The organism is Mycolicibacterium fluoranthenivorans, from assembly GCF_011758805.1.
Lineage (GTDB): Bacteria > Actinomycetota > Actinomycetes > Mycobacteriales > Mycobacteriaceae > Mycobacterium > Mycobacterium fluoranthenivorans.
The window spans coordinates 1,972,604-1,998,746 of the sequence record NZ_JAANOW010000001.1 but is presented as its reverse complement, the minus strand read 5'-3'; the positions used below and the strand labels follow the sequence as shown (position 1 = coordinate 1,998,746).

The following is a 26,143-nucleotide window of genomic DNA, read 5'->3' as shown; positions in this document are numbered from 1 at the left end:
AAATTTTCAGTGATTAGTACGTTCGTATCACTGAGTCGTTCAATCGTATGACGTCATACGTACTAATATCGGCATCGATATCGCCTTTCGTGATGCACATCACAGATTATGGCCTTATCTCGTCGCGCGGGTCCATGTGCAGGCTTGTATAAGTTAATCGAGGCGACGAGCCTTGATTGGGGGTGATTGTTGCGAGCGCAATCAAAGGGGACTGCGGGTATGTGCGATCACGCGGATTCCACGGGGAGGACTGCTGCTACGGACATATTTCTGCAGGTAATGCCTCATGCCTTCGTGAACGCCCGGGGGAACTTCGGGATTCACGGCCGCCAAAACGTTTCGGCTCGAATATCTCGATGAATTACCGTCTTGCGCGCCTTACGATTCTACGGCGCGGGCGATTAATACGCTTGAACGCTCTGATTTCATGAGCAGAATAGGACTACTTCGATAGGCGTCGCATCGAATACTCAAATTCAGTTGAACGTCGATATGACACTATCGATAAATGACAAACAATTAGCTGTTGTGCGATTTTGGCAACTCTAATATCGAGATGGAAAGAGCTCAGAATGACTAGTGGCCGACTCTTGGTCGTACGTTGTCTGGCACTGCTGGTCGTGGCTTTCGGCGGGACCTACATGGTGTGGCGGTGGTCGTCGACCATCGCCTGGGGCGCCTGGTGGATTGCCATTCCGTTGGTGCTGGCAGAGACCTACAGCTTCGGCGAATCCGTGCTCTATGGCGTGACCATGTGGAACTCTCGCCGACGACCCGCTCCCCCGCCGGCGCCGCGCGGTCGGACCATCGACGTCTTCATCGCGACGTACAACGAGCCACTCGAGATCGTGCTCACGTCGGCGATCGCGGCGCGCGACATGACCTACCCGCACAAGACGTGGATTCTCGATGACGGCAATCGGCAGGAGTTCGCCGACGCGGCCAAGCGGATCGGCGTGGGCTACATCGTCCGTGGTCCTGACTGGGATGGACGACCTCGATTTGCCAAGGCGGGCAACGTCAACAATGCGCTCTTCCGCACATCCGGCGAGTTCATCGCTGTTTTCGATGCTGACCAGGTCCCCGATCCCGCGTTCCTTGACCGCGTCCTGGGCTACTTCGACGATCCAGAGGTCGCGTTCGTCCAAACGCCGCAACGTTTCTGGAACGTACCGCGATCTGATCCCCTCGGCAGCGGTGCGGACCTGTTCTACGGTCCCATCCAGCAAGGTAAGGACGGTTGGGGTGCGGCGTTCTTCTGTGGATCCAACGCCGTCCTGCGTCGCGAAGCTCTTATGGCGCTTGGCCTGACCATGTTCTCGCGGTCAGCCGCAGAACGCGTTCGTAAGGCGCTACACGATGGGCGCCGGCGCGTACAGGCGGCCGTGAACATCCATCTCCCCGGCGACATCGGGCAGATCATCGGCCGGCGTGCGGTCGGGCTGCTGGTCGAAGCCGAGGCGCGGGTCCGCCGTGGCGACGTGCTCGCCGACGTGACCTACGTGCTGCGTCGCCAGATCAAGAGCATCGCCCTGTCGGACATGCTGCCCCAGCCCGTAATCGATGCGATCACCGACACTCTCGGTGCAGCAGAAGTGGCCCGCACCGACCGGGCACTGGCCATCGATCCGATCGTCACGTCATCCATCACCGAGGACATGGCCACCGCGATGCACCTGCATGCGCTGGGCTGGGCCAGCGTCTATCACCACGAGGTGCTGGTCCAAGGGCTTGCTCCCGAGGACGTGCGGACCATGCTCTCCCAACGCCAACGCTGGGCGACCGGAACCATGCAGGTTTTCTTCTCCGACAATCCGCTGTTGCTGCGTGGACTCACCATCGGTCAGCGCCTGATGTACCTGGCCACCATGACCAGCTATCTCAACGGGTTTGCCGCTGTCGTGTACATCGCGGCGCCGATGGTGTTCCTGGTCAGCGGGATCTTCCCGATCAGATGTGACTCGATCGCGTTCTTCGTGTACTTCATGCCGTTCTTCTTGTGCTCGCAAACGCTGTTCGTCGTCGCCGGCAATCGCTCCCGAGGGCTATGGCGCGGGCAGCAGATGTCGTTCGCGCTGTTCCCGACCTGGATTAAGGCCACGATTGCCGGGGCGAGTGCGGCGTTCTTCGGTAAGACGCTGACCTTCGCCGTCACCCAAAAGACCAAGCAAGCAACAGGTATCGGGCTACGGCACATCCGCCCGCAACTGATCGCGATGGCGGCCCTGGTGCTCGCCGGCGGGTACGGCGCCATCCAAGCGGCCGACGGTCAACGTCCGTTGTTCGCCTCGATCATCACCCTGATCTGGGTCGGCATCGATATCGTGCTGCTGTCGGCCATGACGCGCGCCGCGCGGTACCGCGGGCCCGGCCACATCGACAGCCCGTTCCCGCGGGCGCTGACCGATGAGGTGCGCGACGTCATCGTCGATATCCACCATCCCACCATCGCTGGAAGCACCGCCGCCAGCCAGCCATGCCACGCTCCGACACCCCCCGCCGCGAACGTGCCGGTCCGGGCAGCAGGCGCGGAGTTGGCCATCCTCCTCTATGCGGCAGCCAGATTCGATGCCGTCGCGGCGTTGGCATTGCGTTCTCACGTCGCGGAGAGCGTCCTCGACGGTGCACCGGTCGTCCTTGTCGATGTGTCCGGCGTCCGCACCATCACCCCGTCGGCCGTGGCCGTTGTCGTGGACCTGCTTCGGCTGCTGCGCACCAGTGGCGGCGATCTCAGAATCTTCGGCGACTCTCGCTCGTTCGCGTTGGCCTACGAGACGATGGCGCTGTCACACGTGACGCGATTGCACGGTGACCCGGAAGAGGCCGCCGACTCGGCATACGCGAACGGTCCGTGGCGCAGAGGCCCAGCACAGCGTGGCCGCGGGGCACACCGCCAATCCACGATCATGTCCGGCCCGAGGTGACGGCAAGAACATCGACGGATGCCGACGCCGAGATGAACTGTCGATCATGGCCGTTACCGGTCGGCGAGGGCCCGCTTGAAGGCTTCCTGGGATTGGCCGGACGAATTCAGGCGCCAATCACGCTCCTTGTCCATCTGAAACCAGACCACGGCAGCGACCCGGTCCTCGCGGCTGAGGAACTCGAACAGCTTGTTGATCCAAGCGGCCTTGTCGGTGCCCGACTGCGGTCCCTCGACGCTGGCTGTCTCGGCGATCACGATCGGACGATTTCCTTCCAATGCCCGAAGTTGGTTCAGACCATCGGTGAAGATCTGTTCCGGATTGCGCCATGTATGCCCGCTGCCGTCACCCCAGTTGTAGCCATCCAGGCACAACAAGTCGACCGACTCCGCACCGGGATAGGCGCCGGCAAGGTCGTTGGACCCCTCCCCTGGCGCATCGGGGCACCACATGAACGACACATTGCTCGCCCGTGCACGCGAAAAGCGTTCCCGCACATGAGTCCACGCCGCGCGGTAGTCCTGCGCCGAGTTGCCGTTGACGCCGACCGACCATGGATAGTGATCGCTGTTCATCTCGTGCGCGAAACGCAGCACGACGGGCTGGCCCCACTCTGCGAGGTTGTGCGCCCATGTGTCTATCTGAGGATCGAAATCACCAGAAGCGATATGCGACAGCGCATATTCTGGTTGGTCTACACCCGCGCCCGGCTGCCAAGGCTCCAAGGTGATGATCGGTTGCGCACCGGAACTCGCGATGACATTGAGTTCGGGAATCGGTGTGCGGTCGTCGAGCGCGGCGAACCGCATGACATAACGCGGCTGAGAGCCGGTCATTTCCCGGACGGTCCACAGATTGCTGGACGGCGCCCCGTCGTCGGGCAGGAAGACACCCCAGTCGATCCAGTGGGACGCACGCTCCCCGGCGACCGCCGGGGAGGTGTCATGCCCACAGCCGGTGAGCACCGCAAGTACGGAGACAGTCACAGGCAACGTCAACTGCGAGAACCTCGGCCGACGAAACGCAATGTCGCGGATTTTCGTCCGGTCATTCGACCTGTGTCGATGAAAGGCGCTGGGCATGACACATGATATGCACGACAACGGAGTTCGCACATTCCCTAGACCGGGCGAGGACAGTGACACCTCGGCCCGTCACGACGGGGAGGAACCGGAGTTCGTCGCCCACCCCACCCGTCGTCGACGGCGCGGCCAGAATGTCGTGGTGCCGCTGATCGCCATGCTGCTGGGCGTCATCCTGGTCATCGTCATCGAACCGCAGATCAGGCCCCTGCAGCTGCTGCTCGGACGATGCAAAGTCAGCAATGCCAGTGCGGTGATTCCGAAGGACGGCGTGCTGTTCGGCGTCAACCTGGATTGGAAGTCCGAAACACTCGGTGAGCACCGAGCGAACCTGGGGCATGCCCCGGCGATGGCGGTGGAATTCTCCGACATCCCGTACGACCGGCCGACCTGGGAACACACGAAAAGCGCTGCCCGCCAGATCAAAGAGAACGGTGGGGCATTGCTGTTGACGCTGGAGCCGCACGGTGGACTCGATACGGTGAGCCCCGAGGTGATTCGGACACTCGCCTATGACCTCCTCGATTTGAACAACAGCGGTGTCGCCGTCATCGTGCGGTTTGCCCACGAGATGAACGGATCCTGGTACGCCTGGGGCCAACAGCCCGACCACTACAAGGCGGTCTTCCGTCAGGTGGCTGATGCCGTGCACCATATCGCGCCGGGGTCGGCCATGATGTGGGCGCCGAATTATGGTGGCGGGTACCCATTCTCGGGTGGGAAGTTCGCCGCCGCGCCCGGCACCGAGGTCTATCACGAACTCGACACCGACCACGACGGTGTACTGACCATGACTGACGACTCCTACGAGCCCTACTATCCCGGCGACGCCTACGTCGACTGGGTTGGCGTGTCGCTCTACCACTGGGGTAACCGACGGCCGTGGGGCAACAACGAGATCACCGAGCCCCATAAGTTCATCGATATGTTGACCGGCACGTACGACGGAACAGCCGGCGACGACCTGGGAGTGCCCGACTTCTACCAGGTGTACGGAGTGCAGCACCACAAGCCGGTCGCCATCGTGGAAACAGCCGCCATCTTCACCCCGTCCCGCAGCGGCCAGTCCGAACTGGATGTCAAACAGGCATGGTGGCGTCAGGTGTTCTCGGCGGAGACACGCCGGCGCTTTCCGCAGCTCAAGATGATCAACTGGTTCGAATGGCGCAAGTTCGAGATCGAGATCAACGACTGGGTGGACTGGCGCGCGGCAGGTGCGCCCGCCATCAAGAACGCCTTCGTTGCCGACCTGCCGGATTGGTTGCACTACGCGGACTCCGTCGATGCCTGCGAGTGACGTCGACCGTCACCGGACGATCGGGGTCCTGTCGAGACGTGGCACAACGAGCAATTCAAAAGCGCATCTAGGTAGTCCACTACTCACGTGCGGAAATGAGGTGATATGTCATCATGAGGTTGAAACATAGCGAACCACCACCACTCTTCCTTCAGTGCCGAGGGTGAGCACCGGCCACGTCCATCGCTGGTTGGGTGCCGCGGGAACCTGCACGGGTGAGTGTGTTCAGGTGTGAGCCAAGGAGTGGGTATGGCCGAAGACCATCGGTCGCACTTATCGGTCGTCATCGTGTGCCCACCGACGCAGCGGTCCCACACCAGCATCTACAGGTGGCTGGAGGAGGTCGGCGCCCCGGCCACGGTGTCGGCCGTGTACACGACCCTGAGCGACTTTCTCGAAGGTTCACCTCTGTCGGCCACCACTCGCATCGACCTTGTACTCGTTGCGCGAACCTGCGATGACGACGACGCGGATATCGCGGCCACGCGACGAATCTCGTCTGCCGGGCACCGCGTAATACTCTTCGGGACAACCCTTCTCGATGATGCCGTGCTGCACTATCTTGACGCCGGGGCTGCCGCATTCGTCGCGGGAGACCGCCGACCGTCGGGCTACACCGCGGTGACCACGTGCACGGCGTCGGAGTTGTACGCTCCGGCGTCAAGCCCGGCCAGCGTCGCGTCGCCGGGCTTGACGCATCGGGAATCCGAGGTCCTCATCGCATGGTGTCACGCCAGCACCAAGGAGGATGTCGCCGAACGGCTGGCCATCGAACGCGCCACGGTGAGTTCACATCTGCAGCGGATCCGGGCGAAGTATGCCGCGGTGGGACGATCGGCCAGCACCAAGGCCGCCCTGATCGCACGGGCCGTCCAGGATGGATTGGTCGACGTCTACGAGTTGTAGACGCAATTCCGCGTCAGTGGATCGCCTGCGACGGCGCCCGGAGGTCTGGGCGGCAGTCGCGGCGCGGGACCGATCCGCATACGAAAGAAGGCCAGGGCTTGTGTGCCCTGGCCTTCTCTTGTGGAGCTGCCGGGAATTGAACCCGGGTCCTACGGCATTCCCTCAAGACTTCTCCGTGCGCAGTCCGCTATGCCTCTACTCGGATCTCTCGGTCACGCAGACAAGCCGAGATGACGATCCCAGTCGCTGTTTGGTGTCCCCACGGGTCCCGCGACCGAACCCGTGGGTGGGTCCCTCTAGCTGATGCCAGGGTCCGGGCCGAGGGCGCTCCCGGTCTGACAGACACGCAGTCGCTACTTAGGCAGCGAGGGCGTAGTCGCGCTGATTGGAATCGGCGCTTAATTGGTTGCAACGACGCTTACGGTGGTCTCTTGCCTGCACCGGCACGCTTCCCTTGATTCGATGCGCGAAGTCGAAACCGTTCAGCCCCTCGCATCCCCGCCGAGTTTCGGCAGGACGATCAATCATAGCGCTTTGTTCAACGACGGCCAGCGATTAAATGTTCCAGGTCAGATGACGAACGCCAGGTTCGCCACGATCAGCTCCCCGACCTCGACGTCTCCGTCGTACTCCACCTCGTCCGGCCTGGTCACCGCCAACGACCGGCCCCCGCAACGCCTGGTGAACTGCAGCCCGTCCATCCGGATCACCGTCGTCGGGTCACCGTCGAACTCCTCCACCACGGCCGCACGCTCATCGACGGCGACGCGGATCTCCCGCGACAGCGGCCCGGTCAACGAGAACAACACGCGTGATCCGGCAGGCGCCTTACCCTGCTTGCCGACGACACGGGCCATGCCCGCCGCGATCTCGTCGAGCGCCATCCGGGCACCCGGACAGGACAGGTCCTCATCGGTGGACGGCCGGCCCAGTCCCGCCCGAATGTCCTGCTCGTGCATCCAGCAATCGAAGATCCGTACCCGCATGAACCGGCCATAGGTCTCCGGCCCCACCGGTGTCGCCATCACCGCGTTCCACTCCTCGGTGGACATCGCCGTGAGTTCGGCCCGCCGTTTCGCGGTGACCTCCCGGAACCGGGCGAACAAGCGATCGGGGGTCAGCGCACCGAGGTGCTGCACCCAGGCCTCGTTCATCTCACCGATCGGGTTGCGTACATGGGTCAGGCCGGACACCTCGGCCGGCGGCGCCGACTCCCCCTGCAGGAGCAGTTCGGTACCCAGGACGTGGGCCACCACGTCGCGCACCCGCCAGGCGGGCAACGGCACCCGTGCCTGCCACCTCACCTCGGGAAGTCCGTCCAGCAGGCGGTCGATATCGGCCCAGACGCCGAACAGCGCCGGCACGACTTCGGCTTTGGGCAACACGGTGACGGGGCGGCTCACGGGGCAGACGCTACGTCGCCACGGCCCCGATCGGGCGGAAAACCACGCCAAGAATGCGCCAAGCGCCGCCGTGCAGGCTCGCCTCACCACCCCACCGAAAGGGCCCGAAATGCACAGCTTCAGGCAAGTAGTCCTCGCCACCGGTCTCGCCATCGCGAGCCTGGCCATCGCGTCCGGGACCGCCTCGGCGTTCAACCCCCAGCCGGAACCGCCCGGACTCACGGGCCACGTGACCCCGGCCGAGAGCCATGGCTTCAACCCGCAGCCCGAACCGCCGGGACGACCGGTCCTCAAGGTGAACACCCAGGTCAATCAGCACTGACCGGGGGCCCGCACTGGTTTATCTTGAACCCGTGGAGGGGACGCCTTTCGGCCGCTACCAGCTGATCGAACTGCTGGGCCGCGGCGGGATGGGCGAGGTATGGCGGGCGCACGACACCGAGATCGATCGTGTCGTCGCGCTGAAGATGCTGCTGCCGCACTTCGCCCGGGACCCTGACTACGAGACGCGGTTCCGCCGTGAAGCCCGCGCCGCGGCGCGGCTGGACGATCCGCATATCGTGCCCATCTACGACGTCGGCGAGATCGACGGGCGCCTCTACGTCACCATGCGCCTCATCAACGGCACCGACCTGCAGACCCTGATCAACAACGGTCCGCTCGATCCCGGACGTGCGGTGTACATCATCGCCCAGATCGCCTCGGCGCTGCACACCGCACACCAGGCCGGCCTCATCCACCGCGATGTGAAGCCCTCAAATATCTTGTTGGCGCCCAACGACTTTGCCTATCTCATCGATTTCGGCATCGCCCGCGCCACCACCGACACCGCACTCACGTCGGCGAACACCACGATCGGTACGTGGGCGTATATGGCACCCGAACGCTTTCGCACCGGCGAGAGCGGACCCAGCTCCGACATCTACGCGCTGACATGTGTGCTCTACCAATGCCTCACCGGCAACCTGCCCTTCCCGGGTGACACCTTGGAACAAGTCGCAGTCAGCCACATGATGATGCCGCCGCCACGGCCGTCGCAGGAACTCGCCACCGTGCCCGCCGCCATGGATCCCGTGATCGCCACCGGCCTGGCGAAGGAACCCGCCCAGCGCTTCCCCACTACCGTGGAACTGGCCGGCGCCGCCCACCGCGCCCTCACCTATCCTTCTGGTCCCCCCGGTCCTTCTGGTCCCCCCGGCCCCGACCCCGCTGCTCCCACCCAGTTGTGGCAGCAGCCGCCGGCACCGCGCAAGAAGCGCACCGGGTTGATCCTCACCGCACTGGCGGCGGTCGTCCTGCTCGTCGCCGGCGGCGTCGTCGCCACCGCCGCACTCACCAAGGACGATGCTCCCACCGCTGCGCCCACCACGACCACCAGCGCCTCCGTGGTCCCCGAGACGCCCCCGTTCACCGGGATCTACCAAGCCGTGTTCAGCGCGCCGACCCTGATCGACGGCGGCCCCTTGGACGACGCGAAGCCGTCGACGGCGATGTGGGCGGTGCGTTCGGCCTGTCGCCCCGACGGCTGCGTGGCCATCGCCGAGCGGCAGAGCGGCGACGGTGGTCCCCCGATGGCGAAGTTGGAGTTCGACCGGATCAACGACCGCTGGGTGGCCGTCGCGCTCGCCGCCGAGAAGTGCCACGACATCGCCGACGAGATCTGGTACGTCTTCACGCTGCGCGAACGTCCCAACGGCAGCCTCACCGGTGACTACACCGGCGCCGCGGGCAATTCGTGTTCCGGCAGGTCCACCCTCACCTTCAACCGCACCACCGACGTCGACGTGGACACACTGCCGGACCCCGCCGAGCTGCCCCCGCGGGTCGTCTCCCCGGCCGAAGCCCTGCACGGCACCTACCGCAGCACCCGGACCTTCCGCAATGGCGTGGCACCCATTCAGGGCGACTACACCGTCAAAACCGACTGCCTGCGGACCGGGGACCGGTGCATGAGCTACTTCCACAAACCCGAGGATTTCCGGCCGTTGCTGTTCACCAACGGCACCTGGTCACTCAACAGCCAATCCGAGGGTATGTGCGACGGCAAGGTCATCAAGATCACCGCGACCGGACAGTACCCGATGCCACAGCCGGCGCAGAAGCCGATCAATCTGCTACTGGGGCACGGTAATTGGGAGGAGTCTGCGCCCTGCGCGATGACGTCCGAGTTCGATGAGACCTTCACTCGTACCGGGGACTGACATCACCTGCGCGTATCGACGGCACGTCCTCGTTTCGTGACAAGAATCCCCCAAGCACGTGGCCGCAACCTGTTCGTGACCAGGCGACAACGCCTCGACACGAAAGGAGCCAGCCATGAACCAGCATGTGCCCACCCCGCAGCGACGCCGCATGGCCGGACTCTATGCGCTCAAGCCGTGGTTCACCGCCCGCCTCACCCCCATCCTCAATGCCGCCGTCGCCCATCACATCTCGCCTGACGTCTTCACCGCCGCCGGTGTGCTCGCCGCCGGGGTCGCCGGCGTGTTCATCGCCCAAGGCTGGTGGCATCTGGCGGCGGTGTTCCTGGTGCTGCGACTGGCCGGTGCCAACCTCGACGGTGCCGTTGCCCGCGCCCGCGGCGTCAGCCGGCCGTGGGGGTTCGTGGTCAACGAGATCGGCGACCGCACCGCGGATCTGCTCACCTTCGGCGGACTCGCGGTCTGGGCCGCCCGCCAGCACGGCCCCGGCCTGCACGTCCTGTCCTGGACCGTCCTGCAGGTGGTACTGGCCGCACTGGCCGCGACGCTGCCCACCTTCGCGTCGCTGGCCGCCGCCGGAGCGGGCGCCACCCGCGTCAACGGCGGCCCGCTCGGCAAGACCGAACGGTGCGTGTTTACCGTGCTGGCCACCGCGTTCCCCGGCCTGATGCCCCTCCTGCTGGCCCAGCTGGTCAACGGGTCGCTGATCACCACCGCGCTGCGGCTACGCGGTGCGCACCGCGAGCTGAAAGCACGGGCCGTCGCCGACGAGGACCCGATCACCGTGCCGATGACCCGCCCGCGGATCGTCGTCTCCAACATCCCGACCCGGCCGATGCGGGCGGTGGCGGCATGAGCGGCGCCGGCGTGCTGCGGCACTGGCTGTGGCGCACGGTCTGCGGCGCCTCGGGTGGATTGACCGTCACCGGCCGCTGGGAGGTCCACGGGGGCGCCGTGATCGTCGCCAACCACTCCTCCCACGCCGACACCGCGGTGCTGCTGGCCGCCCTGCCCCCTGCCGCGAAGGTGAGATTCGCTGCGGCCGTGGACTACTGGTTCGACATCCCGGCCCGCCGGCTGGTCGCCACCTCGCTGATCGGGGTGCTGCCGCTGCGTCGCTCCGGCGACGGCGGCTACACCGCCCTGCGTGATACCGCGGGTCCGCTGCTCGACGCGGGCCACACCGTGGTCATCTATCCGGAAGGCACCCGGTCCACCGACGGTGGAATCGCCGAATTCCGTTCCGGCGCAGTGCGCCTGGCTCGCGACTTCGGTGTTCCGATCGTACCGGTGGCCCTGTTGGGTATCGCCGATGTTCTGCCCAAGGGCGGCAGGTTCTCCCCCGGCTCCCCGATGGAGGTCCGCCTCGGCGATCCCGTCGACCCGCATCACACCACCGCCGCTCAGCTGCGCGCCGAGGTCGTGCAACTCGCCACCGGAGTGCGTCATGCCCTCGCTGCTTGACACCCTGCACTTCGACCGGGGCCCCTGGTTCCTGCCGATCCTGACGGTGAGCATCCTGGCCGTTGCCGGTGTCGCGGTGCTGATCTCGCGCAAACCCGAGCTGATCCGCAAATGGCGCACCTGGGTGCTGATCGCCCCCGCCGTCGGTGTCCCGACCGTCCTCGGCCCGGGCACCACCGCCGCGTTCGCCGCGGCACTGGCCGTGGTGGCCGTCATCGAGTACGGCCGGCTGGTCCGGCTGGGCCGCGCCGACACCGTCGTCCTCATCGCCCTCGCGGTCGGCTACCCGGTGGCAGCCTGGCTGCGTCCGTCGCTGCTGGGCCTCACCCCGCTGCTGGTGCTGCTGTGCGCGGTACCCGCGGTGCTGTCCGGTGATGTCGAAAACGGCGCGCGGCGTTCCGCTTTCACCGCCTTCGGGTCAATCTGGATCTGCTGGGCGCTGGCACATCTGGTGCTGGTCTGGCCGGCAGCGTTCCTGGTGTGCTTCGCGGTCGCCGCGACCGATGTCGCCGCCTGGTGCGGCGGAAACGGGTTGCGCTTCATGGCCTGGGCGCGGCGCCCCATCTCCCCGCTGAGCCCGAACAAGACCCTCGGCGGTGTGGTCGGCGCGCTGCTCGGCGCCACGGCGGTGCTGTTTCTGATCGGCACCGTCTCGGTCGGACTGGTCCTGGCCATCGCCCTCGGCGGCCTGTTCGGCGATCTGCTCGAATCGATGCTCAAGCGGCAAGCTCGCGTCAAGGACGCCGGCGACTGGCTGCCCGGATTCGGCGGCCTGCTCGACCGCATCGATTCTCTCCTGCTGGCCCTCCCTCTGGTGTACGTGCTGACATGACCACTCGATTGACCGATCCCAGCCTCGTCGTCCACGACGTCACCCTCGATACCCGACTGGACTCGGTGTCGTTCTCGGCCGCACCCGGCACGCTCACCGCGCTCATCGGGCCGTCCGGTGCGGGCAAGTCGACCCTGGCGCAGACCCTGGCCGGTGCCATCGCACCGGATTCGGGGACGGTGCGTTTCGACGGTTCCGTCGGCATGGTCCCGCAGGACGATATCGTGCACGGAAAGCTCACCGTCGCACAGGCATTGCTGTACGCGGCCGAACTGCGGGGTGCCGGCCCGCAGGCCATCGCGGGGGTGCTCGCCGAGCTGGAGATGACACCGCACGCCGGCACCCGCATCGACACACTGTCCGGCGGGCAACGCAAACGGGTCTCGGTCGCCATCGAACTGCTCACCGACCCGGCGCTGCTGATCCTCGACGAGCCCACCACCGGCCTGGATCCCGCATTGGATCGCCAGGTCATGACGATGCTGCGCACCCTCGCCGACGCCGGCCGGATCGTCATCGTGGTCACGCACTCATTGGCCTTCCTGAACGTCTGCGATCAGGTGCTGCTGTTGGCACCCGGCGGGCGGACCGCCTACTGCGGCACACCCGTTGATCTCGGGTCGTCGATGGGCAGCACCGACTGGGCCGAGATCTTCGCCGGCCTGTGCGCCGATCCCGAAGGGGCGCAACGGCGTTACCTGGACCGCCGCTGGGCGTCCAGCCCGCCGCCCCGGCTGCGTCTGATCACCCTCGCACCCACGCCGTTGCCCGAAAAGGTCACGCCGACAGATCAGTTCTTCATCCTGGCCCGCCGCCAGTTGCGGCTGCTGCTCGCCGACCGCGGTCCCTTGGCCCTGCTGGCCGTGCTACCGCTGCTCGTCGGGATCTTGCCGCTGACGGTGTCCGGGCATGCCGGATTTCTGAGCGCGGCCGCGTCGGCGCCGTTCGAAGCCAAGCAGGTGATCGCCCTGACCAACTTCGCCGCCATCCTGATGGGCGTCACGCTGACGGTGCGCGACCTGACCAACGAGCGGGCCCCGTTCCGCCGCGAGCAGGCGGCCGGGCTGTCGACGACCGCCTACCTGCTGGCCAAGATTGCCGTGTTCGGCGCGGTCGCCGTCGCGCAGTCGGTGGCGCTGGTGCTGATCGTCCGCCTCGGCAAGCCGGGACCGGCCGGCGCGTCGGCGCTGGGCAACCCGCTGCTCGAGCTCATCGTCGGTGTCGCGGCCGCGGGTCTGGTCGCCGCGATCCTCGGCCTGGCCATCTCGGCGCTGGCCCGCACGGCCGATCAGGTGATGCCGTTGCTGGCGGTGACCCTGACCGCGCAACTGGTGCTGGCCGGTGGGTTCATCCCCGTGACGGGCCGGCCGGCGCTGTCGGTGCTCGCCTCGCTGACCCCGGCCCGCTGGGGCTTCTCGGCGACGGCCTCGACCTCGGATCTGAGCAACTCGGTGGTCGGGATCGCCCAAGACGGGCACTGGCAGCACACCGCCAGCGCGTGGTGGTTCGACATGGTCATGCTCGGGGTGCTGGCGATCGGGTTCGCCGGTATCGCGCGGTGGCGGTTGTGTCGCGCTCGCTAGCCGCGAGGGTGCGCTGAATGCCGGTTTTCGCGGCGTGTCGGTGTGCAAACACGCACGGTCGCGGCGGTTAGCCGCCGGCGATCATGGCGACCGCGGCCAGCGCGGCGACCATCCCGACCACCTGCCAGCGCGTCACCTTCTCCTTGAGCACCAGCAGCGCCAGCGCGACGGTGCCCGCCGGATACAGCGAGATGAGCACCCCGGTCAACGACAGCAGGGAGTTCTGTAAAGCCCACAGCATGGCGATGTTGGCGACGGTATCCAGCACACCGGCCGACAGCGCCAGCCACAGCGGCACCCCGGTCGGCACCCGCAGTTGCCCGGCGACCAGGGCGATCAGCACCACCATCACCGAGGCGGCGATCCGCGCGAACACCAGCGGCCATAACCCGGCGTCGTGCGGGGCCTCGTTGATCACCACGAAGTTCAGCCCGAAGGCCAGGCCGGACCCGACCGTCAACCATGCCACCTTGGTGGTGAACCGGTGTTCGGTGACATCCTCATCGCTCACACCGCGGGACACCAGCACCACCGCCACCAGGGCCACCGCGATCCCGGCGAGGGCCACCGCGCTGGGGCGCTCGCCCATCAGCACGCCGAAGCCGACCGGGACGCCGGCCACCAGGATCGCGGTCAGCGGGGACACCACCGAGATCGGGCCCGAACCCAGCGCGGCGTAGAACCACCACACCCCGAATGCCTGGCAGAACCCGCACAGCAGACCCCACCACACCGCAGGGCCCGTCACGTGCCCGTCGACGAACAGCGCCAGCACGCTCAGCAGCACCATCGCCAGCGGGTAGGACACGATCACCACGCGCAGCGCGGCGACCCGGCGCGAGGCGATACCCCCGACGAAATCGCTCACGCCGTACCCGGCGGCCGAGACCAGCGCGAGCACTACGCCGATCAGCGCATGCCCTTGTTGCGCCGGCCCAACTCGCGGGTGATCTCACGCTGCGCGTCGCGTTTGGCCAGATCCTGACGTTTGTCGTGGGCCTCTTTACCGCGGGCCAGCGCGAGCTCCACCTTCACCTTGCCGTCGGTGAAGTACAGCGACAGCGGCACCAGAGTCAGGTTGCCGTCGCGGATCTTGCCGACCAGGTTGTCGATCTCACGCCGGTGCAGCAGCAGTTTGCGATTGCGCCGCGGCGCGTGGTTGGTCCAGGTGCCGTGGTGATACTCGGCGATGTGCAGGTTGCGCAGCCAGATCTCGCCGTCGTCGATGGTGGCGAACGCATCGACCAGCGAGGCCTGACCTTCGCGCAGGCTCTTCACCTCGGTACCCACCAGCACCACCCCGGCCTCGTACACATCCAGAATCGAATAGTTGTGCCGGGCTTTGCGATTGGTCGCAACAACCTGGTTGTTGGCCTTGTCGGGCTTGGTGGTTTTCTTGGACATCTCTATCTTCGGACGTACAGGCGCAACGTGACGTAGGACGTGAGCCCCGCCATCGCCACGCCGACGAATAGCAGGGCGGGGGTGATGTAGAAAATGTCAGCGTAGTCGATGGGCGCAATCAAATTAGCCTGCGTGAACTGGCTCAGCGCCTTGTCCAGGAACAATGCCCGCACCACGACCAGGCCGAGGATCGCGAGCACCACACCGATCAGCGCGGCCAGCATCGCCTCGACGAGGAACGGCAACTGGGTGTACCAGCGGGTGGCGCCGACGAGTCGCATGATGCCGATCTCGGTGCGCCGGGTGTACGCCGCGACCTGAACCATGTTGGCGATCAGCAGCACCGCACCGACGGCCTGCACCAGCGCGACCGCGAACGCGACACTGCTGATCCCGTCGAGCACGGCGAACAGCCGGTCGATCAGGTCCTTCTGGTTGAGCACGTTGAGCACACCGGGCTGGCCCTGCATGGCGACGTCGAAGTCCTTGTGCTGCTCGGGGTTGTCGAGCTTGACGATGAACGATGCCGGGAACGCGTCCTTGCCGGCGACGTCCTTGTACTGCGGGAACTTCCTGATCGCGTCGTCGTAAGCCTGGTCCCTGTTCAGGAACCGCACCGACTTGACGTCGTCGCGCGCCTCGATCTGGGCGCGCAGCGCCTTGCACGGATCCGAGTCGCAGGTCAGGTCGTTGGCCGACACGTCGTTGGTGAGGAAGACCTGGCTCTCGACCCGGTCCAGGTAGATGGTGCGGGAATGGTCGGCCAACAGCACCACCAGCAGACCACCACCGAACAGACCGATGGAGATGGCCGTCGTCAGGATCATCGCCACCGTCATGGTGACGTTGCGACGAAAACCGGTCAGAACCTCATTGACGAGGAAGCCAAAACGCACTTAGCGATCCATTCCGTAGACGCCGCGCTGTTCGTCGCGGACAAGCCGGCCCAGTTCGAGCTCGATGACGCGCTGACGCATGGAGTCCACGATGTGGTGGTCATGCGTCGCCATCAGCACGGTGGTGCCGGTGCGGTTGATCCGCTCGAGCAGATCCATGATGTCTTTACTGGTCTCGGGGTCCAGGTTGCCGGTGGGCTCGTCGGCCAGCAGCACCAGCGGCCGGTTCACGAACGCCCGGGCGATCGCCACCCGCTGCTGCTCGCCACCGGAGAGTTCGTGCGGCAGCCGGTTGGCCTTGCCGGACAGTCCGACCATCTCCAGCACGTCGGGTACCACCCGGTTGATGACATCGCCGCGCTTGCCGATCACCTCCAGCGCGAAGGCCACGTTGTCGAACACCGTCTTCTGCTGCAGCAGCCGGAAATCCTGGAACACGCAGCCGATCACCTGGCGCAGGTTCGGGATATGCCGGCCGGAGAGCTTGTTGACGTGGAACTTCGACACCCGGATATCGCCCTTGGACGGGTGTTCGGCGGCCAACAGCAGACGCATGAACGTCGACTTACCCGATCCGGACGGACCGATGAGGAAGACGAACTCGCCCTTGTCGATCTTGAGCGACACATCGTCGAGCGCGGGCCGCGCCGAGGATTTGTACTGCTTGCTCACTTTGTCGAGCGTGATCATCACGGCACGCCAGTGTAGCCGGAAGGTGACGCGTGTCAGCTGGCGCTGCGTGCGGGTGGCACCGGTGTCGCGGGCGCCGCGTTCGGATCGACCGTCGTCTGCGTCGTCACCGCTGGGGTCGGGCCCGGGATGACGGGCAAGGTCAGCGGCGGAATCGGACCGGGCCCGTCGGGGTCGATCACCGTCGTGGTCGGCGCCGCTGGAGTCGAGGTCGTTGTGGTCGGCGGCACACCCGGGGAGGTGGTCGTGGTGCCGGTCGACTCGGTGGTCGTGGTCGGCTCGGTCGTCGTCGGAGTCGGGGTGGTGGTCGTCGTGGTACGTGTGGTGCGCGGCGACTGCACGTTGGTGCGCGGCACCCAGGTGTACGCGGGGTCGGGCACGAAACCGGGCGGCACCACCTGCCGGGCCGGGACCGCCGGCTCCGGCGGCGGTTGATAGGTGTCGTACAGCCACCAGGTGAAGCAGAACGCGACGATCAGCCCGGCGGTGGAGGCGCGCACCCGGCCCCAGAACAGATAGTTGGGCCAGTGCCGGTTCTCGCCTTCGCGGCGCAGCGTGAATTTCACTGGTGCGGCTCCTGCGGCACGATCGGGGCCAATGCCGCGGACTCCGCGGGTGAGGCGATACCCGCGCCGGCCAGGGCGGCGATCACCAGCAGCCGCAGCCGGCGGCCCACCTCGAACTGCTTGCCGGGCAGCGTGCGGGCCACCATGCGCAGGTTCACCGTGTCGACCTGGATGCTCTCCACACCCATGAGCTGCGGCTTGTCCAACAGCAGTTCCCGCATCTGCGGATCGTTCATGGCGGACTCGCACACCCCGCTGAGCAACTCGTTGACGGTGTGCAGGTCTGCGGTGGTCGGCACGGGGATATCCACGACCGCGCGGGCCCAGTCCTTGGACAGGTTCACTGTCTTGACGATCTGGCCGTTCGGGATGGTCAGCATCTCGCCCTCCGACGAGCGCAGCTTGGTCACCCGCAACGTCACGTCGATCACCGTGCCCTCGGCGGGTAGTGCGATACCGGAGACGGTCAGCGCGACCAGGTCACCGAAGCCGTACTGCTTCTCGGTGATGATGAAGAAACCCGACAGCAGATCCTGCACCAGCCGCTGGGCGCCGAAACCGAGCGCGGCACCGATCACCGCGGCCGGTGCCACCAGCGAGGCGATGGGGATGGCCAGGATGTCGGTGAACTCGACGAAGACGATGACGACGAGCATCGCGATGGTCACCCAGGAGATGACCGAGGCGACGGCCTGACGGTGCTTGGTGGTCTCCGAGCGCACCAGAGCGTCGCTCTCGCGGAAGTCCGCATCGATGCGCTGGGTGATCTTCTGCGCGATCCAGTTGACGAACCGGGCGGCCAGCATCGCGGCGAGCACGAGCATGACGATCCGCAGGCCGCGGGTCAGGATCCATTCACCGATCTGACCGTGCCAGAAGTTGTGCCACTGCTGGGACCAGTTCAAGGGCTACGTCTCGTCATCGTCTTTGCGGTTACGCCAACGGATTCCCGCTTCCAGGAAGCCGTCGATATCGCCGTCGAGGACGGCGGACGGACTCCCCACCTCGTACTCGGTGCGCAGGTCTTTCACCATTTGATACGGGTGTAGCACGTATGAGCGCATCTGGTTGCCCCAGGAGCTGCCGCCGTCGCCCTTGAGGGCGTCCATCTCGGCGCGTTCCTCCAAGCGCTTGCGTTCCAGCAGCTTGGCCTGCAGCACCCGCATGGCCGACACCTTGTTCTGCAGCTGCGACTTCTCGTTCTGGCAGGTGACGACGATGCCGGTCGGGATGTGCGTGAGGCGCACCGCGGAGTCGGTGGTGTTCACCGACTGCCCACCGGGGCCGCTGGAGCGGTAGACGTCCACCCGCAGATCGCCTTCCGGGATGTCGATGTGGTCGGTGGTCTCCACCACGGGCAACACCTCGACATCGGCGAACGAGGTCTGGCGTCGGCCCTGGTTGTCGAACGGGCTGATGCGCACCAGCCGGTGCGTGCCCTGTTCCACCGACAGCGTGCCGTAGGCGTAGGGCGCGTGCACGGCGAAGGTGGCGCTCTTGATACCGGCCTCTTCGGCGTAGGAGGTGTCGAAGATCTCGACGGGATACTTGTGCGCCTCGGCCCAGCGGATGTACATCCGCATCAGCATCTCGGCCCAGTCGGCGGCGTCCACCCCGCCCGCCCCGGAGCGGATCGTCACGACGGCTTCGCGTTCGTCGTATTCGCCGGACAGCAGGGTGCGGACCTCGAGGGCCTCCAGGTCCTCGCGCAGCTGCGCCCGCTCGGCGTCGGCTTCCTCCAGGGCCGCCGTACGAGCGTCCTGGTCTTCCTCTTCGGCGGCCATTTCGTAGAGCACCGGCAGATCGTCGATGCGCTGGCGCAGTTCCTCGACCCGGCGCAGCTCGCTCTGGGCGTGCGACAGGCTGCTGGTCACCTTCTGCGCGTTGGCCTGGTCGTTCCACAGGTTCGGATCGGTGGCCTCGGCCTCGAGCGTGGCGATGCGGGCACGCAGACCGTCGACATCGAGCACCCGCTCCACGGTGGTGAGCGTTCCGTCGAGTGCGGCGATATCTGCAAGAAGGTCTGGATCCACGAAAGTTCAGGGTACCGGCCGCTTATCCAGAGTCCGCCCTCGATCGGCGCGGCGCGGCTAGCATCGGCCTGGTAACCGCTGCGGCGACGTCGCGACAGCCCCTTGCGCGCCGCCGGTCAGCCTCACGAAAAGGCTCGCACATGCGCCCGTACCACGTGGCGATCGTCGGCTCGGGACCCTCCGGGTTCTTCGCCGCCGCATCGCTGTTGAAGTCCGCCGATGCGTCGCAGGATCGGGAGATTCGCGTCGACATGTTGGAGATGCTCCCCACGCCGTGGGGCCTGGTGCGCTCGGGCGTGGCGCCCGATCATCCGAAGATCAAGTCGATCAGCGCGCAGTTCGCGAAGACTTCGGCGAACCCGCGGTTCCGTTTCTTCGGCAACATCACCGTCGGTGAGCATGTGCAGGCCGCGGAGTTGGCGCAGCGTTACGACGCGGTGGTCTACGCCGTCGGCGCGCAGTCCGACCGGGCCCTGGGCATCCCCGGTGAGGACCTGCCCGGCAGTGTCGCCGCCGTCGACTTCGTCGGCTGGTACAACGCCCACCCGCACTTCCAAGGCATCGCACCGGACCTCAACGCACAGCGCGCCGTGGTGATCGGCAACGGCAATGTGGCCCTGGACGTGGCGCGGATCCTGATCAGTGATCCCGAGATCCTGGCGCAGACCGATATCGCCGACCACGCCCTGGACTCGCTCGGTGTGCGCGGTGTGCAGGAGGTGATCGTGGTCGGTCGGCGCGGACCCGTGCAGGCCCCCTTCACGACGCTGGAACTACGCGAGCTGGGCCACCTGGAACAGATGGCCGAGGTGGACATCGTGGTGGACCGAGCCGACTTCGACGCCATCACCGACGAGGAGCTGGAGGCGGCCGGCAAGGCCGTCAAGCAGAACGTGAAGGTGCTGCGCGAGTACGCGGAGATGGACCCGCGGGGAGCCAAGCGCAGGGTGGTCTTCAAGTTCGCCACCTCACCGATCGAGATCCGTGGCGACGGCCGCGTCGAGTCGATTGTGTTGGGGCGCAACGAACTGGTGAACGAGGGCAGCCGGGTGGTCGCCAAGGACACCGGGGAGCGCGAGGAGATTCCGGTACAGCTGGTGGTGCGCGCGGTCGGCTACCGCGGGGTGCCGCTGAGCGGACTGCCGTTCGACGACCGCTCCGGCACCATCCCGCACACCGACGGTCGCGTCGAGGGTTCACGCAACGAGTACGTGGTGGGCTGGATCAAGCGCGGCCCCTCGGGCGTGATCGGTTCGAACAAGAAGGATTCGGCGGATACCGTCGCCACGCTTCTGGCCGGGCTCGGCGAACCCGGTTTCCCCGCCGACCATTCCGAGGTGCTCGTCGAGTGGCTGCTGTCGCGGCAACCCAAGCTCGTCACCGACGATCACTGGCAGCGCATCGACGCGCACGAGCGCGCCACCGGCGAGGCCCAGCACCGGCCCCGGGTGAAGCTGGTCAGCGTCGCCGACATGCTGGGCATCGCGCACGGTTGATCACCCACCCATGGGCGGGGTGATCTTGTCGGCTTCGATGGTGACGATGAGCCTTGTCTCGTCCGGGTTTCCGCTGAAGTTCGGGTACGGGATCCCGAGGTACTTGTGTGAGATCTCGTCGATGCTCTCCCTGCCGCCCTCGGTGGTGACGGCGCTGACCCGACCACGGACCGCGTAGAACCGGCGGATGTCGTCGGGATCGGCGATGTTCACCGCCACACGCGGGTCGCGCGCGATGTTCCGCGCCTTCTGGTGGCCGTCGACGATGTTGATGACGACATGTTCACCGTCGGTGTGCACCCAGGTCTCGGTGAGCTGCGGTGACCCGTCCGGCATCAACGTCGCGACGAAGCACGGGCTGGGCTTGCGCAGCAGGTCGAGCAGGTCTTCGGGCAGCGGCTGGGGCACGAATGTCAGCGTAGCCATCCCCCGCCCGTCCGCGAGATTGCCGTTATCGCGGACGCCACTCGCACTTGTGCACAACAACCGCAATGTCGAGGAGATCTGTCGGCACCCGGGGTGAACATCCCGGTATGAGGAAGCTCATCGTGGGCACGCAGGCCCTGGCGCACGGTTCGGTCACGCCACACGAATTGCGCCGCCACCACGACCGCATCCACCGTGACGTCTATGCGCCCAGGGGGCACGAATTGACCCTCGACGAGCGCATCGACGGCGCCTTCCTCCGCTCCCGCAAGCTGGGGGTCATCGCCGGCCTCGCCGCGTCGGCACTGCACGGCGCCCGCTGGATCGATATGGACATCGACGTCGAGATGATCTGGACCATCAGTCGGCCGCCGCCGGGGATCGTGGTGCGGCGCGACCGCCTCGGCGCCGACGAGGTGATGGTCGAGGATTGCGTCCGGGTGACAACGCCGGCCCGTACCGCGTTCGACCTGGGACGATACCGGCCGCGGACCGAGGCGCTCGCCCGGATGGATGAACTCAAGCGCGTCACGGCATTCGACACCGCGGACGTGTCCATGTTGGCGGAGCGCTATCGCGGCGTCCGTGGGCTCAAACAACTGCGCGCCATACTGCCCCTTGTGGACGGCGGCGCGGCCTCACCTCAGGAAAGCCGCCTGCGCTTGTTGTTCCTCGACACCGGCTTCCCGCGGCCGGTCACCCAGATCCCCATCCTGGACGGCCGCAGGGTGCTGCGCACCGTCGACCTGGGCTGGGCGGAGCATCTGGTCGTCGTCGAGTACGACGGAGATCAACACCGCACCAATCGGTTTCAGTACGTGAAAGACCTACGCACACTCCCCCGGATCGAACGACTCGGGTGGAACGTCGTGCGGGTGATCAAAGAGGACAGCGACTGGGAGATCCTGGAACGGACGTACCGCACCCTGCTCGCCCGCGGTTGGGACGGGAAACTCGGCCCACCACATCCGGCACGGGCCCGGCTCGCCGCGAGATTGCAGTTGCTGCGGCGTGCACTCGTTCTTTCGGGCGATAACTGCAATCTCGCGGGCTAGGACAACTCGCCCGGGTGGTCGGGCACCTGCGACGGCGCGAATCGCCAGTTGTCGGGATTCTTCGGCGAGTAGACGACGGCGATCAACTGGCCCACGGTCGGCCACTGGTCGACGTCGACCGCCAGCTGCTGGTACACCACGTGCTCGGCCACCGTGGGGCCGTTGATCACGCCGGTGATGGTGACGAACTGTTCACCGGTGGCGTCCGGCCGGGGGCTCAGACCGGTCACCAACAGCTGGCCGGACTGCCAATCGCCGGGAGTGCCCCGCCGGTTGCGCAGTCGCGGCACGACGATCAGGACCAACGCGCCGACCAACAGCAACAGCAGAGCGAATTCCCACATAGCCCCATGGTAGGACTGCAGCCATGAGTACCGATCTCACGCTCGCCCTGCAGCTCGCCGATCAGGCCGACGCGCTCACCATGGAGCGCTTCGGCGCGCTGGATCTGCGCGTCGAGACAAAACCGGATCTGACCCCGGTCACCGACGCCGACCAGGGCGCCGAGGAGGCGTTGCGCGCGGCACTGGCGCAGGCGCGGCCCGCAGACGCGGTGTTCGGCGAAGAGTTCGGCGGCGCAACGACTTCCGGGACGACAGCGGGCCGCATCTGGATCATCGATCCGATCGACGGCACCAAGAACTTCGTGCGCGGGGTGCCGGTGTGGTGCACGTTGATCGCTTTGGTCGACGACGGTGTGCCGGTGGTCGGCGTGGTGAGCGCACCGGCGCTGGGCCGGCGCTGGTGGGCCGCTGCCGGCGAGGGTGCGTACGCGTCGTTCAACGGGTCGACCCGCCGGATTCAGGTGTCCGGCGTGACCGAACTGAGCGCGGCCAGCCTGTCGTACTCCGACCTCACCACCGGGTGGGAGGACCGCCGTGAGGAGTTCGTGGCACTCACCGACGAGGTGTGGCGGGTGCGGGCCTACGGGGATTTCTGGTCGTACTGCCTGGTCGCCGAGGGCGCGGTGGACATTGCCTGCGAACCCGAGGTGAAGGTGTGGGACATCGCGCCGCTGGACATCCTCATCAGGGAAGCCGGCGGAACCTTCACCAGCGTGGACGGCCGGCCCGGCCCGCACGGCGGCAGCGCGCTGGCCACCAACGGCCTCTTGCACGACCAGGTCCTGCGCCGCCTGGTGTGAACTTAGTAACAGCTTTTGCCGATCTTACTCGGGAGTAAGATACGGTCATGGCACACCGCACCTACTAGACGAGGCTGCACATGACCCAGATCGAATCCCGCCCCAAGCGCACCGGACCCGAGAGTGCCATCGGGCTGCAAAAGCACAAGCGGACAGCGACCGATATTGGATTGGCGCTGATCACCCCCATCGTCGGCCAGGAATTCCTGGACCGCTACGGCCTGCGCGATCCGCTCAACAAGGGCCTGCGCTACGGCGTCAAGACGGCGTTCTCCGCCGCTGGCGCCTCGACGCGCCAGATCAAGCGCATCCAGGGACTCGGCAAGCCGGCCACCCGGCTCAAGCCCAGTGGATCCGACTACTTCGACCTCACGCCCGACGAGGATCAGAAGCTCATCGTCGAAACCGTCGAGGAGTTCGCCGCCGAGATCCTGCGCCCCGCCGCGCACGACGCCGACGATGCCGCGACCTACCCCGTTGACCTGATCGCCAAGGCAGCCGAACTCGGCATCACCGCCATCAACATCCCCGAAGATTTCGACGGGATCGCTGCCCACCGTTCCACCGTCACCACCGCGTTGGTCGCCGAGGCGCTGGCCTACGGCGATATGGGCTTGGCCCTGCCGATCCTGGCGCCCGGTGGTGTCGCCTCGGCCCTGACCCACTGGGGCAGCGCCGACCAGCAGGCCACCTACCTGCCCGAGTTCGCCGGCGAGAACGTCCCGCAGGCCTGCGTCGCCATCACCGAACCGCATGCGCTGTTCGACCCGACCGCGTTGAAGACGACCGCGGTCCGCACCCCCAGCGGGTACCGGCTGTCCGGCGTCAAATCGCTGGTGCCTGCCGCCGCCGACGCCGAACTGTTCATCATCGGCGCCCAGCTCAACGGCAAGCCGGCGCTGTTCATCGTCGAATCGAAGTCCGAAGGGTTGACCGTCAAGGCCGACCCGAGCATGGGCATCCGCGCCGCCGCCCTGGGCAAGATCGAACTCGACAACGTCGCCGTCCCGCTGCACAACCGGCTCGGCGAGGACGAGGCCACCGACAACGACTACTCCGAAGCCATCGCCCTGGCCCGATTGGGTTGGGCCGCACTGGCTGTCGGCACGTCACACGCCGTGCTGGACTACGTCATCCCCTACATCAAGGAGCGCCAAGCGTTCGGCGAGCCCATCGCCAACCGCCAGTCGGTCGCGTTCATGGCCGCCAACATCGCCATCGAACTCGACGGCTTGCGGCTGATCACCTGGCGCGGCGCCGCCCGCGCCGAGCAGGGCCTGTCCTTCACCCGTGAGGCCGCGCTGGCTCGCAAGTTCGGCGCCGACAAGGGCATGCAGATCGGCCTGGACGGCGTCCAGCTGCTCGGTGGCCACGGCTACACCAAAGAACACCCGGTCGAACGCTGGTACCGCGATCTGCGGGCAATCGGTGTCGCCGAAGGCGTTGTGGTTCTCTAAGACAAGCTCAGGAGGCTTGCATGGCAATCAATCTGGAACTCCCGAAGAAGTTACAAGCGGTCCTCGAGAAGGGCCACCAGGGTGCAGCCGAGATGTTGCGGCCGATCTCCCGCAAATACGACAAGGCCGAGCACGCCTACCCGGTCGAGCTGGACACCCTGGCCAGCCTGTTCGAGGGGATCTCGGAGGCCAAGACCCTCTCCCTGGCCGGCGCCGACGCGTTCACCGCCGGCGAGGGCTCCGAGAAGAACGTCAACGGCGCCAACATGTCTGCCCTGTTGAATGCGCTGGAGGTCAGCTGGGGCGATGTCGCCCTGCTGCTGACGGTGCCCTATCAGGGCCTCGGCAACGCCGCCATCTCCAGCGTGGCCACCAAGGAGCAGCTGGAGCGTTTCGGCAAGGTGTGGGCCGCCATGGCCATCACCGAGCCGAGCTTCGGTTCCGACTCGGCGGCCGTGTCGACGACGGCCACGCTCGACGGCGATGAGTACGTCATCAACGGCGAGAAGATCTTCGTGACGGCGGGCTCCCGGGCCACCCACATCGTGGTGTGGGCGACCGTGGACAAGTCACTGGGCCGGGCCGCCATCAAGTCGTTCGTGGTGCCACGCGAACATCCCGGCGTGATCGTCGAACGCCTCGAGCACAAACTCGGCATCAAGGCCTCCGACACCGCCGTGATCCGCTTCGACAACGCCCGCATCCCGAAGGAGAACCTCCTTGGCGATCCGGAAGTCAAGGTGGACAAGGGCTTCGGCGGGGTCATGGAGACCTTCGACAACACCCGGCCCATCGTGGCCGCGATGGCTGTCGGCGTCGCCCGGGCGGCGCTGGAGGAACTGCGCACCATCCTCACCGACGCCGGGATCGAGATCTCCTACGACAAGCCCGCACACGCGCAGAGCGCCGCCGCCGCGGAATTCCTGCGGATGGAGGCTGACTGGGAAGCCGGCTACCTGCTGACGGTGCGCTCGGCATGGCAGGCCGACAACAAGATCCCGAACTCCAAGGAAGCCTCGATGGGTAAGGCCAAGGCCGCCCGGGTGGGTACCGACATCACCCTCAAGACCGTCGAGATGGCCGGCACCGCAGGCTATTCCGAAGAGGCACTCCTGGAGAAGTGGGCGCGGGATTCGAAGATCCTGGACATCTTCGAGGGCACGCAGCAGATTCAGCAGCTGGTCGTCGCACGACGGCTGCTGGGGCTGTCCTCAGCCCAGCTGAAGTAATTTCACGACGTTGGCGGCGCCCGTACGGAATTTCGTGCGGGCGCCGTCGGCGTGT

The 26,143-nt window shown here is 66.3% G+C and carries 25 protein-coding genes and 1 other RNA gene; 14 read left to right on the top strand and 12 right to left on the bottom strand.

Features of this window, described 5'->3' with window-relative positions; translation table 11 throughout:
• The first annotated feature begins 572 nt into the window (after window positions 1-572).
• The gene (locus tag FHU31_RS09785; protein ID WP_167157820.1) at window positions 573-2,924 is read left to right on the top strand and encodes a glycosyltransferase family 2 protein; all 2,352 of its coding nucleotides are present in this window, start codon (window positions 573-575) and stop codon (window positions 2,922-2,924) included.
• Between the two features lie 53 nt (window positions 2,925-2,977).
• Here the strand turns inward: FHU31_RS09785 and FHU31_RS09780 are convergent, their stop codons facing one another.
• Window positions 2,978-4,006 carry a glycoside hydrolase family 26 protein gene (locus FHU31_RS09780; protein ID WP_167157819.1) on the bottom strand — a complete coding sequence of 343 codons (1,029 nt, stop codon included), beginning with the start codon at window positions 4,004-4,006 and terminating at the stop codon, window positions 2,978-2,980.
• Between FHU31_RS09780 and FHU31_RS09775 the strand changes: the two genes are divergently transcribed.
• The gene (locus tag FHU31_RS09775; RefSeq protein WP_234901173.1) at window positions 4,005-5,303 is read left to right on the top strand and encodes a glycoside hydrolase family 26 protein; all 1,299 of its coding nucleotides are present in this window, start codon (window positions 4,005-4,007) and stop codon (window positions 5,301-5,303) included. The genes FHU31_RS09780 and FHU31_RS09775 overlap by 2 nt on opposite strands.
• 249 nt (window positions 5,304-5,552) lie before the next feature.
• Entirely contained in the window at window positions 5,553-6,209 is a 657-nt protein-coding gene (locus FHU31_RS09770) for a helix-turn-helix transcriptional regulator (RefSeq protein WP_167157818.1), read from the top strand.
• A 118-nt stretch (window positions 6,210-6,327) separates the two neighbouring features.
• Here the strand turns inward: FHU31_RS09770 and ssrA are convergent.
• Window positions 6,328-6,699, bottom strand: a transfer-messenger RNA (tmRNA) gene (gene ssrA, locus FHU31_RS09765).
• A gap of 79 nt (window positions 6,700-6,778) precedes the next feature.
• Window positions 6,779-7,612, bottom strand: coding sequence for a maleylpyruvate isomerase family mycothiol-dependent enzyme (locus tag FHU31_RS09760; protein WP_263988140.1), 834 nt, complete (start codon window positions 7,610-7,612; stop codon window positions 6,779-6,781).
• Between the two features lie 109 nt (window positions 7,613-7,721).
• Here FHU31_RS09760 and FHU31_RS09755 point away from each other — a divergent pair, with 109 nt between their 5' ends.
• The 6 genes from FHU31_RS09755 (at window position 7,722) to FHU31_RS09730 (ending at window position 13,692) form a co-directional block, all read left to right on the top strand.
• Window positions 7,722-7,934 carry a hypothetical protein gene (locus FHU31_RS09755; protein WP_167154297.1) on the top strand — a complete coding sequence of 71 codons (213 nt, stop codon included), beginning with the start codon at window positions 7,722-7,724 and terminating at the stop codon, window positions 7,932-7,934.
• Between the two features lie 31 nt (window positions 7,935-7,965).
• Window positions 7,966-9,813, top strand: coding sequence for a serine/threonine-protein kinase (locus FHU31_RS09750; RefSeq protein WP_167157817.1), 1,848 nt, complete (start codon window positions 7,966-7,968; stop codon window positions 9,811-9,813).
• 115 nt (window positions 9,814-9,928) lie between these two features.
• The gene (locus tag FHU31_RS09745) at window positions 9,929-10,669 is read left to right on the top strand and encodes a CDP-alcohol phosphatidyltransferase family protein (RefSeq protein WP_234901172.1); all 741 of its coding nucleotides are present in this window, start codon (window positions 9,929-9,931) and stop codon (window positions 10,667-10,669) included.
• Complete coding sequence (locus FHU31_RS09740; protein WP_167157816.1) at window positions 10,666-11,277, top strand: lysophospholipid acyltransferase family protein; 612 nt, start codon at window positions 10,666-10,668, stop codon at window positions 11,275-11,277. Before FHU31_RS09745 ends, FHU31_RS09740 begins: the two co-directional genes overlap by 4 nt.
• A complete protein-coding gene (locus FHU31_RS09735; RefSeq protein ID WP_167157815.1) occupies window positions 11,261-12,109 on the top strand; it encodes a phosphatidate cytidylyltransferase in 849 nt (282 codons plus the stop codon). The genes FHU31_RS09740 and FHU31_RS09735 overlap by 17 nt, the downstream gene beginning before the upstream one ends.
• Complete coding sequence (locus FHU31_RS09730; protein ID WP_167157813.1) at window positions 12,106-13,692, top strand: ABC transporter ATP-binding protein/permease; 1,587 nt, start codon at window positions 12,106-12,108, stop codon at window positions 13,690-13,692. The genes FHU31_RS09735 and FHU31_RS09730 overlap by 4 nt, the downstream gene beginning before the upstream one ends.
• Window positions 13,693-13,759: 67 nt before the next feature.
• Here the strand turns inward: FHU31_RS09730 and FHU31_RS09725 are convergent, their stop codons facing one another.
• The 7 genes from FHU31_RS09725 to prfB are packed head-to-tail and all read right to left on the bottom strand — an operon-like array spanning window position 13,760 to window position 19,281.
• Window positions 13,760-14,593, bottom strand: a complete 834-nt coding sequence (locus tag FHU31_RS09725; RefSeq protein WP_263988139.1) for an EamA family transporter — start codon at window positions 14,591-14,593, stop codon at window positions 13,760-13,762.
• 8 nt (window positions 14,594-14,601) lie between these two features.
• Entirely contained in the window at window positions 14,602-15,096 is a 495-nt protein-coding gene (gene smpB / locus FHU31_RS09720) for an SsrA-binding protein SmpB (RefSeq protein WP_090355375.1), read from the bottom strand.
• A gap of 2 nt (window positions 15,097-15,098) precedes the next feature.
• Entirely contained in the window at window positions 15,099-15,992 is an 894-nt protein-coding gene (gene ftsX, locus FHU31_RS09715) for a permease-like cell division protein FtsX (protein WP_167157811.1), read from the bottom strand.
• A complete protein-coding gene (gene ftsE / locus FHU31_RS09710) occupies window positions 15,993-16,682 on the bottom strand; it encodes a cell division ATP-binding protein FtsE (RefSeq protein WP_167160842.1) in 690 nt (229 codons plus the stop codon). It lies immediately after the preceding gene.
• 35 nt (window positions 16,683-16,717) lie between these two features.
• Complete coding sequence (locus FHU31_RS09705; RefSeq protein ID WP_263988138.1) at window positions 16,718-17,248, bottom strand: Rv3103c family proline-rich protein; 531 nt, start codon at window positions 17,246-17,248, stop codon at window positions 16,718-16,720.
• The gene (locus FHU31_RS09700) at window positions 17,245-18,153 is read right to left on the bottom strand and encodes a mechanosensitive ion channel family protein (protein WP_234901171.1); all 909 of its coding nucleotides are present in this window, start codon (window positions 18,151-18,153) and stop codon (window positions 17,245-17,247) included. Before FHU31_RS09700 ends, FHU31_RS09705 begins: the two co-directional genes overlap by 4 nt.
• A gap of 3 nt (window positions 18,154-18,156) precedes the next feature.
• The gene (gene prfB, locus FHU31_RS09695) at window positions 18,157-19,281 is read right to left on the bottom strand and encodes a peptide chain release factor 2 (RefSeq protein WP_167157809.1); all 1,125 of its coding nucleotides are present in this window, start codon (window positions 19,279-19,281) and stop codon (window positions 18,157-18,159) included.
• 140 nt (window positions 19,282-19,421) lie between these two features.
• On the opposite strand from prfB, the gene FHU31_RS09690 reads away from it, so the two are divergent.
• Window positions 19,422-20,777 (top strand): FAD-dependent oxidoreductase, encoded by a 1,356-nt coding sequence (locus FHU31_RS09690; protein ID WP_167157807.1) that lies wholly within the window; start codon window positions 19,422-19,424, stop codon window positions 20,775-20,777.
• Here FHU31_RS09690 and FHU31_RS09685 read toward each other — a convergent pair whose 3' ends face one another.
• Window positions 20,778-21,185 (bottom strand): PPOX class F420-dependent oxidoreductase, encoded by a 408-nt coding sequence (locus FHU31_RS09685; protein WP_090355387.1) that lies wholly within the window; start codon window positions 21,183-21,185, stop codon window positions 20,778-20,780.
• Window positions 21,186-21,310: 125 nt separating this feature from the next.
• On the opposite strand from FHU31_RS09685, the gene FHU31_RS09680 reads away from it, so the two are divergent.
• Complete coding sequence (locus FHU31_RS09680; RefSeq protein ID WP_234901170.1) at window positions 21,311-22,258, top strand: type IV toxin-antitoxin system AbiEi family antitoxin; 948 nt, start codon at window positions 21,311-21,313, stop codon at window positions 22,256-22,258.
• Here FHU31_RS09680 and FHU31_RS09675 read toward each other — a convergent pair.
• Window positions 22,255-22,602: a hypothetical protein gene (locus FHU31_RS09675; RefSeq protein WP_167157803.1), complete on the bottom strand. Its 348-nt coding sequence runs from the start codon at window positions 22,600-22,602 to the stop codon at window positions 22,255-22,257. The genes FHU31_RS09680 and FHU31_RS09675 overlap by 4 nt on opposite strands.
• 23 nt (window positions 22,603-22,625) lie before the next feature.
• Here FHU31_RS09675 and hisN point away from each other — a divergent pair, with 23 nt between their 5' ends.
• From hisN to FHU31_RS09660, 3 genes are all read left to right on the top strand, one after another.
• Complete coding sequence (gene hisN, locus FHU31_RS09670) at window positions 22,626-23,402, top strand: histidinol-phosphatase (RefSeq protein WP_167157801.1); 777 nt, start codon at window positions 22,626-22,628, stop codon at window positions 23,400-23,402.
• 80 nt (window positions 23,403-23,482) lie between these two features.
• Window positions 23,483-24,859 carry an acyl-CoA dehydrogenase family protein gene (locus FHU31_RS09665; RefSeq protein WP_167157799.1) on the top strand — a complete coding sequence of 459 codons (1,377 nt, stop codon included), beginning with the start codon at window positions 23,483-23,485 and terminating at the stop codon, window positions 24,857-24,859.
• Window positions 24,860-24,879: 20 nt separating this feature from the next.
• Window positions 24,880-26,088, top strand: coding sequence for an acyl-CoA dehydrogenase family protein (locus tag FHU31_RS09660; RefSeq protein WP_090355394.1), 1,209 nt, complete (start codon window positions 24,880-24,882; stop codon window positions 26,086-26,088).
• Window positions 26,089-26,143: the final 55 nt, after the last annotated feature.